The sequence below is a fragment of the Mesorhizobium sp. M0663 genome, assembly GCF_040320585.1.
Classification (GTDB): domain Bacteria; phylum Pseudomonadota; class Alphaproteobacteria; order Rhizobiales; family Rhizobiaceae; genus Mesorhizobium.
In genome coordinates this window covers 69,439-81,305 of sequence record NZ_JAMYPX010000003.1, presented here as the reverse complement: position 1 = coordinate 81,305, position 11,867 = coordinate 69,439, and the positions used below count along the sequence as shown (strand labels likewise).

General features: G+C 64.4%; 8 protein-coding genes and 1 tRNA gene. 3 read left to right on the top strand and 6 right to left on the bottom strand.

The annotated features are described in order from the left end of the window. Positions 1 to 89 precede the first annotated feature (89 nt). Positions 90 to 1,253 carry a hypothetical protein gene (locus NKI54_RS06830; protein WP_352691009.1) on the bottom strand — a complete coding sequence of 388 codons (1,164 nt, stop codon included), beginning with the start codon at positions 1,251 to 1,253 and terminating at the stop codon, positions 90 to 92. Positions 1,254 to 1,607: 354 nt separating this feature from the next. Here NKI54_RS06830 and NKI54_RS06825 point away from each other — a divergent pair. Then, positions 1,608 to 1,683: transfer RNA gene (locus tag NKI54_RS06825), tRNA-Thr, on the top strand. Positions 1,684 to 1,719: 36 nt separating this feature from the next. On the opposite strand, the gene NKI54_RS06820 is transcribed toward NKI54_RS06825, so the two are convergent. From NKI54_RS06820 to NKI54_RS06800, 5 genes are all read right to left on the bottom strand, one after another. Next, positions 1,720 to 3,315: an indolepyruvate oxidoreductase subunit beta family protein gene (locus NKI54_RS06820; protein WP_352635811.1), complete on the bottom strand. Its 1,596-nt coding sequence runs from the start codon at positions 3,313 to 3,315 to the stop codon at positions 1,720 to 1,722. Next, positions 3,308 to 5,461, bottom strand: coding sequence for a thiamine pyrophosphate-dependent enzyme (locus NKI54_RS06815; protein WP_352691007.1), 2,154 nt, complete (start codon positions 5,459 to 5,461; stop codon positions 3,308 to 3,310). The genes NKI54_RS06820 and NKI54_RS06815 overlap by 8 nt, the downstream gene beginning before the upstream one ends. A gap of 42 nt (positions 5,462 to 5,503) precedes the next feature. After that, positions 5,504 to 5,983, bottom strand: coding sequence for a MarR family winged helix-turn-helix transcriptional regulator (locus tag NKI54_RS06810; protein WP_352691005.1), 480 nt, complete (start codon positions 5,981 to 5,983; stop codon positions 5,504 to 5,506). Next, complete coding sequence (locus NKI54_RS06805) at positions 5,983 to 7,554, bottom strand: phytoene desaturase family protein (protein WP_352691003.1); 1,572 nt, start codon at positions 7,552 to 7,554, stop codon at positions 5,983 to 5,985. The genes NKI54_RS06810 and NKI54_RS06805 overlap by 1 nt, the downstream gene beginning before the upstream one ends. A gap of 149 nt (positions 7,555 to 7,703) precedes the next feature. Further along, entirely contained in the window at positions 7,704 to 8,495 is a 792-nt protein-coding gene (locus tag NKI54_RS06800; protein ID WP_023676844.1) for a cyclase family protein, read from the bottom strand. 117 nt (positions 8,496 to 8,612) lie between these two features. Between NKI54_RS06800 and NKI54_RS06795 the strand changes: the two genes are divergently transcribed. Together NKI54_RS06795 and NKI54_RS06790 are read left to right on the top strand one after the other, a co-directional pair. Then, a complete protein-coding gene (locus NKI54_RS06795; RefSeq protein WP_352691001.1) occupies positions 8,613 to 10,187 on the top strand; it encodes a phytoene desaturase family protein in 1,575 nt (524 codons plus the stop codon). Positions 10,188 to 10,294: 107 nt separating this feature from the next. Then, a complete protein-coding gene (locus NKI54_RS06790) occupies positions 10,295 to 11,821 on the top strand; it encodes an ABC transporter substrate-binding protein (protein WP_023676842.1) in 1,527 nt (508 codons plus the stop codon). Positions 11,822 to 11,867: the final 46 nt, after the last annotated feature.

Genomic DNA, 11,867 nt, shown 5'->3' with positions numbered 1-11,867 from the left:
AAAAGTGTGCAGCGGTTTTGCGGTAACGACATGCATCAAAACAAGAACCTAAAGTGCGTCGCATAAGACCGGTCCGAACGCGACGTGCTTTAGGGAACGACTGAAACGCGGATCTCGTAGATGTCGACCGACTTGCCCTGCTTATCGAAGTCGGAATTGATGGCGATGGTGCCGGCAGCACCCGGACGCTTGTCGGGAAAGCGCACGTCGAACAGATATTCATTGCGCTCGCGACCGACCGCATAGCGCTTGCGGCCGCAGTCGCCGAGTTCGCCGAAATTGCAATCAACGGAAATCTGCGTCTCCTGCCCCTCCTCGGAGCGCGCGATGATGTCGAATGTGGCATGCTTGCCGGCTAGTTTTTCCAACACGCCTTGTCCGACGTCGAAGCTGATGGCCGAGCCGGATGCCCCCGAGCGGATGCGCAGGAAGGAACCGCTTTCGTCCTGGATGACGTCGGCCTTGGCGTCCGACGGTGCATTGACCTGCGTCGGGTCACCCGGCGAAAAAACGTTGATCCAGTCGCGCGCCTCGTCCTGCTCGCCCTGCTTCGGCGGCGAAGCGGTGTCGTCCGGCGTGAAATCTTCGCCGTCGACCGTTGGCGACGCTTCCGGTGGCGCTGTGTCGAGCTCGGTCGCCGATTTGAAGACGCCGGTCTGGTTGGCGAAATAAAGGCCGATGCCGGCGGCTGCGAGCAGCGTCACACCGAAGAAGATCGCGGTCAAGGGCAGGCGCCGCCGCCTCGCCCGCCGGTCGTCGCGGTCGGGCGTCACTTCCGCATCGTCGGTTTCGACGTCGGCTTCGGTCGGAACCGAGGCCCCCATGTCGATCACCGGCGCCTCGGGAACAGGCGCATCGGGCATGATGTCGGGAACGACCGGCAGGACGCGCGACCGCGGCGCATCGGATTCGGGCGGCTGCGCTGGACCGTCAACGACGACATCGGGCGACGGCGCGGGCTCGGCTTCGGTTTCAGTTTCAGCCGGAGGCTCCACCGCCGGTGCTGCCTGCAAACTGTCGGTCGGCGCGGCGACGTCGGCAACCGCCGGCAGGAATTCCGATTCGATTTCGGTGATCTTCGCCTGGACCGCCTTGCGGCGCTTGATGGCGACCTCCACCGTGACGTTTGGATTGGCCTGCAGGGCACGGTCGAGTGCCGCGAAAGCCGATCGATAGACCCGCTCGCGAAACGCCCGGTCGTCGGCATTGCCTTTCTCGAAGGCATTGCGGATCGCTTTTTCGATCGCGTCCAAGCGAATTCCCTCTGCAATTTCACTCACATTGCCATGATCGTTAGCCGCAGGCGACCAATCAATCAACAAGCGAGCGGCCGCATTCTGCCTTGCCGAGGGGCACAAAGCTCATTTCGGCGGTTTTCGGTAAAGGAATCAACATTTTTCGCTGATTTTCCCGCCACGGCCAACGTGGCGGACGGGACGGCCTGCCGATACGGCATCACGCGGCCAATGGTAGATCCGCGCGGCGGCTGCCCTTGCGCCCGGCCGGAGGCGGCACGAAATGCCTCGTCCTGAAATCGCGACTGCCATCTTGAATTCGCGGCCGGTTGCGTCTATCACGCAGCCCATCTTGGAAGCTCGGTTTCCCGGGCCGCTTTAGCTCAGTTGGTAGAGCACATCATTCGTAATGATGGGGTCAGGTGTTCGAGTCACCTAAGCGGCACCAAAATTCTCGATGAATTAAACGGGACCATTTCACAGATCAACTTGATGGAACGTCGCCGTCGCCCAGCGACGCCACGGTCTTCAGCGCGCCGTCGAGCATGTCGCCCTTTTCGTCCTTCAGCGCGGCTTCGCGCAGGCGCCGGATCCAGTCTGCGGCGTCCGGGCGGCCCTTGACCAGGTCGAGCGCCGACAGCACGCGGTCGAATTTCGACTGCGCGCGGGCGTGGGTGTCGCTGTAGCCCTTGATCAGCCGGCGGCAGTTGAGGATCTCCGTGCCAAGCGCGTAGTCCTCGCCGACATGGCCGAGCGCCAGCGCATACCAGCGCTCGAGATGCGCGGTCTCGACCTTGTGGCGCAGCAGCCGGCGGCGCCAGCGGCGCAGGCCGCCGATGAACCACAATGCGGCAAAGCCGGCAAAACTGTCGGTGCGGATATGGCGGCCGCGGTTGATGCGGCGGTCGAGGAAGGCGGCGAGCTTCGGCCGCGCCTCGATGTAGCTGCCGAGCCCGGCCGGCAGCGTGCCGCAGAATTCCTCGATGCGCGGATGGAAATATTCGGTCACCTGCAGGACCGAGCCGTCCTTGACGCCAACCTCACGGCGTACGCGTCGGTCGCGGCTAGAGCGCGTCTTCAGGTCGGCGACGCGGATCATGTCGTCGTAGCACATGGCGTTGGCCAGATGCTTGGCGGCGGCGATCGACAGCGCGTAGGCGTGTTCGGCATCGTCCAGAGCGACGGCCCGGTCGAGCCTATCGAGATACTCGCCGCCATAAGCAACGTCCTGATAGTCGACCACTTTTTTCAGGCCGCGAAGCGCCATGTCGCGCACGGGTACAGGCAGCGTAGCGACGCGCGCCGCCAATTGTTGCCAGCCCTTCAACAGGCTTTCCGGGCCGCTGACTTCTGTCGCGGCGCCCGAGCCGGTTTCAGCGGCCGCCGGCCCTGCAGTCTTGTCGCCCGAAGGCGCACTCGCGATGCCGCGCGCCCGATCGTAGGCGGCGCCGAAGGCGGCGAGGCTGGCCTTCACACCGCGGCCGCCGGCACTGACCGCCTGCTCATAGCTTTCGCGACTGAACGGCAAGGCGTCGGAGCCGGCCAGCGCGCCGAGCAGGCTGGCCGAGATCATCGAGCCATTGTCGGCGGCGATCTTCTCCATGTCGAAGGCAATGAAGCGCTTGGCCGCGGCTTCCGCCGTGGCATGCACCTTGGCGGACGAGGCGCGACCGTCGCCGGGCTCGATCTTCTCCGAGACCGCGGCGATGCGGTGCGACGAGGCGATCAGCGTCGTGCGCTCGGGCGTGACGAAGCCGCGGATGATGGCGCGGCCGGCCTCCATCAGTTCGGCGGCAATCAGGATGTCGACGTCGCCCTGCGACGGCGACAGCGCGAAGACCGGCAGGCGGCCGGTGTCGGGGCACATTTCGACATAATAGATGGTGGCGCCGGTGCGCTGGGCGACGCCGGCGACCGAGGTCGATTGCGCGACGTAGCCGTTGCGCTCGGCGACGTCGGTGATCCAGTCGGCCAGCACGCCACCGCCCTGGCCACCGACCGCCAGCACGGCAAGCTTGATGACGCGCTCGTCTTCGGGGGCGCCGGCTTTCGAGCGCGATGAGGGCACGGCGTCAAGCATCGGCGAATATCAGGCGCCGGCTTTCACGGCGCCGCTGCAAGAGACCGATCATGGCGCGGCGAGCGGCTTCAAGGAAACGGTCCCAGCGGCTCGGATTGTGCACGACATCGGCGCGGTAGAAGGATGGGCAGAGCACCGCCGCATCGGCGACCTCGCCGCAATTGCCGCAACCGACGCAGCTTTGGTCGATATGCGCCACCGGATCGTCGCGCAGGGGGTCGTCCAGCGACTTCACCGACAGCGACGGGCAGCCGGACAGCCGCATGCAGGCATGGTCGCCGGTGCAGATATCTTCGTCGACACCGAATTTCGGCTTGACTATGCGCGCCCCGCCCTTGATCGCCTTGTCGACCAGCGGCTTTTCGCGGCGCTGCCGGTTGAGCATGCATTCGGACGAGGCGACAATGACTTTCGGGCCCTTTTCGTCCGTCGTCAGCGCCTCGCGCAGCGTGTCTTGCATCTTGGTTACGTCGTAGGTGCGGTCGATGTGGCGCAGCCATTTGACGCCCATGCCCTTCACCGCCTCGGTGATCGGGTGCTTGGTCGACTTGGTCTTGTTGCCGGCGCGGGACGACAGGATGTCCTGGCCGCCGGTGGCGGCCGAATAGAAATTGTCGACGATGACGATGACGCCGTCGTTCTTGTTGAACACCGCGTTGCCGATCGACGAGGTCAGACCGTTGTGCCAGAAGCCGCCGTCGCCGACGAAGGAGATCGAGCGGCGCTTGGCATCGGGCGAATTGAACGCCGAAGCCGAGGCCGGCCCCAGCCCGTAGCCCATGGTAGTGGCACCTAGCTCGAAAGGCGGCATGATCGAGAACAGATGGCAGCCAATGTCGGAGGCGATGTGGTGCTTGCCCAGCTCCTGCTCGACCAGCTTGGTGGCGGCGAAGATCGGCCGCTCCGGGCAGCCGACGCAGAAGCCGGGCGGCCGGCCCGGGACGACGTTGATCAGGTCGGCGATGTCGAGCCCGTCGCCGATCTTGTTCGGCGCGCGGACCTCGCTTGGCAGCAGATGCGGGATGGTGGCGCGCAGGAACGATCCGATGCCGTCGAGCATCACCTGGCCGGTATATTCGCCGGCCATAGGCAGATGTTCCTTGCCGACGAGCCTGGTGCCGCGGCCGGCCTTGTGCAGCATCGCGGCAAAGGCCTGTTCGATGTAGTTGGGCTGGCCTTCCTCGACGACGAGGACGGCGTCCTTGCCTTCGCAGAAAGACAGGAACTCGTCGTCGACTAAGGGATAGACGGCGTTGAGCACATAGAGCGGCACGTCGGTGTCGCCATAAGTGTCGGCGAGGCCAAGCCGCTGCAGCGCCCGGATGACCGAATTGTACATGCCGCCCTGCATGACGATGCCGACCGAGCCGTGCTCCGGGCCGAAAAACTCGTTGATCTTGTTGGTGCGGATGAAATCCACCGCCGCCGGCCAGCGTTTCTGCACCTTTTCCTTCTCGTGCAGGAAGGACGCGGGCGGCAGCACGATGCGGCCGGTGTCGCGGCGCGGCGCCTCGAGCGCATCGGCCACAGTCATTGCCGGGCGCTTGTTGTCCTTGGCGATGAAATGGCCGTGGACATGGCAGCAGCGAATACGGACCTGCAGCATGACCGGCGTGTTGGAAACCTCGGACAGCTCGAAGCCGTCCTCCACCGCCTTGACGATCGACGGCAGGTTCGGTCGCGGGTCGAGCAGCCAGACCTGGCTCTTCATGGCAAAGGCGTGGCTGCGCTCCTGCATGATCGAGGAGCCTTCGCCGTAGTCCTCGCCGACGATGATCAATGCCCCGCCGGTGACGCCGCCGGAAGCGAGATTGGCGAGCGCGTCGGAGGCGACATTGGTGCCGACCGTCGACTTGAAGGTCGCCGCGCCGCGGATAGGATAATGCACCGATGCGGCAAGCATGGCGGTGGCCGTGGCTTCCGAGGCGCTCGCCTCGAAATGCACGCCGAGCTCGCCCAGGATATCCTGCGCGTCGGCCAGCACGTCCATCAAATGGCTGATCGGCGCGCCCTGATAGCCGCCGACATAGCCGACGCCGCATTGCAGCAGCGCCTTGGTGATGGCGAGAATGCCTTCGCCGGAAAACTCCTCGCCGGCGCCGAGCCTGAGCTTTTCGACTTCCTTGGCAAAAGACCGTTCGGCCATTTTGGGCTCCTTCCGTTACCGCCCCGATGGCGGCGCGTAAGATCAGATGTCGTGCTTGCGAATGTTCTTCAGCATCTTCTGCAATGTCGCGATCAGCGCCGCGTATTCGGCATCGTCGACATCGTCGAACATTGCCTCGAAAGCGTCGTGCATGGCCGGCCAGGCGCGCGCGAACTCGGCGCGGCCATCGTCGGTCAGGAACACATGGCGGATACGGCTGTCGGTGACCCCCTGCTCGCGCCGCACAAACCCTTGCCCCTCCAGCGTGTCGAGCGTGCGGCTCAAGGTCGACTGCTCGATGACGGTATAGACCGAGAGATCGTTGACGGTGACGCCATCGGTGACCGACAGCACGGCCAGCGTGCGCACCTGCGGAATGGTCAGGCCCTGCTTGCGGAAATTGTCACGCAAGGTGGCGTTGTAGCGGCCCATGATGCGGTTCATCAGATAGGGCGCGAATTGCTGCAGGCCGATCTGGCCCAAAGTCGAGATGCGCTGGCGCTTTTCAACGTTCTGTTCCATCACAGCCTCCCCGCCAGGAGAAAGCCGGAGCCGCCGCCCAAGCCAGCACCCGGATGGGTCGAGGCACCGATGTGGTAGAGACCCCTGACCCCGGTGGCGTGATTGCGGCTCGTCTTGAACGGCCGCCACAGAAACGACTGGTCGATAGCCGAGGAACCGCCATAGGGGTCGCCGCCGACCAGATTGATGTTCATCGCTTCCAGGTCGGTCGGCGAACAGGCGCGGCGTGCGATGACGCTGTCCTTGAACCCATCGATATGGCTGGCGAGGATCGCTTCGGCACGGTCGGCATAGGCTTCGCGCAGCGCCTCGGTCCAGCGACCGTCTGCCGGTGTCTGCAGTTTGCCGGCGGCATCGCCCTTGATATGCCGTGGCGCCTCGGGCAGTTGCAGCCACAGGACCGCCTTGCCGTCCGGGCAGCGCGATGGGTCGAGCGCGTGCGGCTGGCCGACGCACATGGTCGGCACCTCCGGCAGCATGCCGCGCACGGCTTCGTTGCAGGCCTTCGAGACGCCGTCGAGCCCCGGCGTCAGATGCAGCAGCGCGACTTTATCCAGGCCCTCGCCGCGCCATGCCGGCGGCTTGTCCAAGGCATAGTGGATCTGGAAATTGCCCTTGCCGTAGCGGTATTTTTGCGCTGCCTCGACGTCGGCTTTCGGCGCCGCGTCGCCGAGCAGCCGCTGGTAGAGCTGGGTCGGCGTGACCGAGCAGATGACGCTCTTGTTCACGTTGATCGTTTCGCCCGAAGCCAGCCGCACGCCGGCGGCGCGGCCTCTGCTTTGGACAATAGCCGCGACGTCGGCGCCGGTGCGGATTTCGCCGCCGCGTTCCCTGATCAAGGCTTCGAAGGCGGCCAGCAGATTCCTGGCACCGCCCTTGACGATCGGCGCGCCGGCCGCCTCAAGCGCGAAGGCGATGACCTTGGCGATCTGGCTGGAGAACGCGTCCTCAGGCCCGAGGCCGGCATGCAGCACCCAGGGTGCCCACAGCGCGCGCATGGTTTCCGACTGGTAGGTGCTTTCCAGCCAACCGCGCGCCGGCACCAGCGCGCTGCCGAGAAAGGCGGCAAGGCCACGCGGGCCGCACCGCCAGGCTTCACCCGCCAGCAGCCTGGCCGTCGGGTAGGACCACAGGCTGCCACCGAGCAGTCCGAACAGCAGACCGGCGTTGCGCTCGATCTTGCCGACATCGTTTGCGTGCCGGTCGCCGTCGCCCGCGGCAAGCGCATTGATCGCCGCTACATTGGCGATACGATCTGTGCGCAGGACGGCATGGCTGCCGTCCGGGCGCAGCACACCGGTCGGCGTGGAGGTGTTGCAAAACTCCAGGCCGTGCCGCGCCAGATCCTTGCCCAGCGCCGCATACGCCGGCGAGGTGATGAACAGGACAAAGGTCGTCGCCATCACGTCGTGGATGAAGCCGGGCGCGGTGATTTCTTCGGTTCGCATGCAGCCGCCGATGCGGTCGTTGCGCTCGAGCACCAGCACCTTCGCCCCCTTGCCGCCAAGCATCGCCGAGCAGACCAGCGCGTTGATGCCGCTGCCGACGACGATGTGATCGGGAGCGCTCATCGATGCGTGCTCCTAGCCGGCAGGAGTTCAATTGCAGAGATTGGCGCTCTACGGCGCCGTAGAGCCGCAGCTTTGCAAGGCTGCCGCTCCCACTCCGTCACCACAGTGCCATTTCCGCACATGATCTTCTCCCGAAGACCGCAGCTACCCTATTGCCTTGGCACCAACGCCAACGCGCGGATCGGACTGCCGGTGCCGTGCTCGATCTTGAGCGGTGCAGCGATCAGTATCGCGCCTTTCGGCGGCAGCCGGTCGAGGTTGCAGAGGCTGGCGAGGCCGTAGCGGTTGGCCTTGTGCATCAGGCTGTGCGCCGGAAACGGCGGCTCCATTCCCCCTGCTTTTCCAGCATCCGTGCCGATCGTCTCGCTGCCCCAGCCCTTGATGTCCTTGCTAATCAGATACTGGATGGCTTCGGCGGTCGGGCCAGGCGTGTGCGGTCCGGTCTCATTGGCGTTGAGGAACTCGGCTTCCGAGCCGTTGCGCTTATACCAGTCGGTGCGCATCACCACCCACTCGCCGGGATTGATAGCGCCATGTTCGGCTTCCCATGCCTTGATGTGATCGACGGTGAGCAGGAAATCGTGATCGGCTGCCGCTTGCTTCGAACAGTCGATGACGTTGACCGGGCCGACGAAGTTCTGCGCCGGAATGGTGTCGGTGGCGCCGTCCGGATAATCCTTGCCGGTGATCCAGTGGTTGGGTGCGTCGAAATGGGTGCCCGAATGCTCGCCGAGCTTGAGCCAGTTCCACGCCCACCACGGGCCATTCTTGTCATAGGCGGAGATGGCGTGGATCTCGATCTTCGGCGTGTCGACCGCCAGTTCCGGCGGCAGCTTGATCAGTGGCGTGTTGGGCCCGAGCGGCGCCGTCAGGTCGACCACCTGGATGGCGCCTGAAAGCAGCTGGCCGGCGACTTCGCCTAGAAGTTGTTGTGTGTCCATGGTCTCTGTTCCCTCTTTCTCGATGGTGCTGAAGGCTCTCGCGGCCCTTAATATCCTACTAGACGAAAACATATGCATCTGCAATTATCTTTAAGCATAAAGCAAATGGGACGGGGCGTGAGCGAGTTCGACGCCGTATTTGTCGGGGCAGGCCACAACAGTCTGGCATGCGCCGCGCATCTGGCGCTCAAAGGCTGGAAAACGGCAGTTTTCGAGCGTAATGCAACGATCGGCGGCGCCGTCCAGACGCGCGAATTGACGCTTCCGGGCTTCCGGCACGATTTCGGCGCGATGAATCTCAGCCTGTTCGCCGGCTCGGCCTTTCACAAGAAATATGCAAATGAATTGAAAACCCACGGGCTGGAATTCGTGCCGGTGGCCGACTGTTTTGCCAGCGCCTTCCCCGACGGTCGCTGGTTCGGCGTCAGCAGCGACCTGGAAAAGACCGCCTCGCGCATGGCCGCTTTTTCCGACGCCGACGCACAGACATGGCGCCGTCTGGTTGCGGCATTCCCGGCGGAGGCCGAGCATCTGTTCCGGCTGCTGGGCTCGCCGATGAGCGGCCGTGCGCTCGCCGGCACCGCCTGGAACCTCTGGCGCAAGAAGGGTTTTGCCGGCGCGCTCGATACTGGTCGGTTGCTGCTTTCGTCACCCCGCGCCTGGCTCGAGGAGACTTTCCAGTCACCGCATGTCAGGGCGACGCTCGCCACCTGGGGCATGCATCTCGACTTCGCCCCCGATATCGCCGGCGGCGCGGTGTTCCCTTACCTCGAATCCATGGCCAACCAGCGCTTCGGCATGGTGCTCGGCAGAGGCGGCGCCGACACCATTATCCGCGCTCTGTCGGGCATGCTCACGGCCGCCGACGGCAAGATCGTCACCGGGGCTGATGTCGCCGAGATCACGGTTTCGGCCGGCAAAGCGACCGGCGTGCGGCTCGCTTCCGGCGAGACCCACACAGCCACCAAGGCCGTCATCGCCGGTGTCGCGCCCAAGGCGCTGACCGGGAAACTGTTGCCTAACGGATCGGGCGACACCGGCTTCGACACGGCCGTGAAAAAATTCCGCCACGCGCCGGGGACGTTGATGATCCATCTGGCGCTCGACGATCTGCCGGACTGGCGCGCCGGCGCCGAGCTTCGGCAGTTCGCCTATGTGCACCTTTCGCCGTCGCTCGACGCCATGTCGCTGACCTACCAGCAGGTGATGGCAGGCATGCTGCCGGATGAACCGGTGCTGGTCGTCGGCCAGCCGACGGCCGTCGATCCCTCGCGCGCGCCGGACGGCAAGCACGTACTTTGGGTGCAGGTGCGCATGCTGCCAGCCGAGATTGCAGGCGATGCAGCGGGCACGATCGCGGCGGCTCACTGGGACGAGGCTAGGGAGCACTACGCCGAGCGCGTCCTCGACATTATCGAGCGCTATGCGCCCGGCCTTCGTCGGAAGATCCTCGGCCGCGCCGTGTTCTCGCCCATCGACCTCGAACGCGAGAACCCGAACCTTGTCGGCGGCGACCAGATCTGCGGCAGCCATCATCTGGCGCAGAATTTCCTGTTCCGGCCGGCGCGCGGTTACGCCGGCTGGAACACGCCGGTCGGCAATCTGCACCTGACCGGGGCGGCAACATGGCCCGGCGCCGGCACCGGGGCGGCGTCGGGCTACATGCTCGCGCAACAACTTGGCGGGAGGTAGGCTCCATTTTTCATCTAGGGTGAAGGAGGACAAGGCGCGGTTGCCCAAGGAGCCTGAACCCACCGATTGACAACGACACCGCGCATAAAAGCAACAGGGGAACGACCATGACAATCAACAGACGAGAATTGCTCGGATATGGCGCGGCCGCACTTGGCGCCACGGCGCTCGGCCTGCCGCAAATCGCCAAGGCTGCCGGCGAACTGACCATCGCCTACAATGTCAATTTGCCGTCCTGGGACCCGACCACCGGGCCTTCGGCGGTCAACCCGACCATCCAGGGTCTCTACCAGTCGGTGTTCGACCAGTTCATCCCGCAGAAGCCGGATCTTTCTTTCGCGCCCGGCCTGCTCACCGAATGGGGCTGGAACGAGGATCGCAGCAAGATCATGATGACGGTGCGCGAGGGCGTCACCTGGCATGACGGCTCGCCATTCACGGCCGAAGACGTGGTCTGGTCGCTGCAGCGGGCGGGCGATGAAAAGACCGGCAACCCGATCCAGTTCGTCTGGAAGAACGTCAACAACTTCAAGATCGACGGCAACAAGATCACCGGCGACGTCGTGCAATTCGACCCGGTGTATTTCAAGTGGATGTCGTTCCTGACCGGCTACATCATGCCGAAGGCCTATTACGAAAAGGTCGGCGCCGAGGGTTTTGAGAAAGCCCCGATCGGCACCGGGCCCTATATGGTCGACAAATTCGAGCGCAACGCCTTCCTGCGGCTCAAGGCCAACCCGAACTACTGGGGCGGCAAGCCGGCCTTCGAAAACGTAACCATCAAGTTCGTCACCGATGCGGCGAGCCGCGTCGCCGAGATCGAGTCCGGTTCCTCGCAGGTGACGCTGGAAATCCCCTATGAGGAATATGACCGCCTGATCGCCAAGGATGGACTTGCCGGCTCATGCAAGAACGTCTCCGACATCGGCATGATCTTCTTCAACGACATCGACGTGATGCTGGACAAGAACGTGCGCCAGGCGGCGGTGATGGCGGTCGACAAAAAGCTTTTGGTCGACCGGCTGCTGCGCGGTTACGGCCAGCCCATCGATACGCTGGAGACGCCGGAATACGAGGCCTACGATGCGTCGATCAAGGTGGAGCACAATCCGGACAAGGCCAAGGAACTGCTGGCCGCCTCCGGCTATTCGCCGGAAAAGCCGGTCAAGTTCACGATACAGACGACCAAGGGCTTCAAGCCCAAGGACTACGAGATGATCCAGGCGATCGTCGGCATGTGGCGCAAGGTCGGCATCGAGGCAACGATCGAGGTCTACGAGATCGCCAAGCACTACGAGCTGCGCGCCGCCGACAAGCTGGCGCCGGCGGCCTTCTACAATTGGGGCAATGCCATCGGCGATCCCACCACGTCGACCGGCTTTGCCATGTATGGCCCAAGCCCGCATTCGGTATGGGACAGCCAGGACCTGATCGACATGATCAATCCACTATGGGGCGAGAAGGACGAGGCCAAGCGCATTGCCGGCTGGAAGGCCGTCGACAAATACATCGCCGAACAGGCCTATGTGCTGCCGCTGATCCAGTATGCGCAGCCGATCGTGCATGCCAAGGGCGTCAATGTGGTGCAGCATGTGTCGGGCGCACTTCTGCCGGCGCTGATGAGCCCGGCCTGAGACAGTCTTCGGCTTGCCGCGCGCCGTCCGGAATGACGGCGCGCAT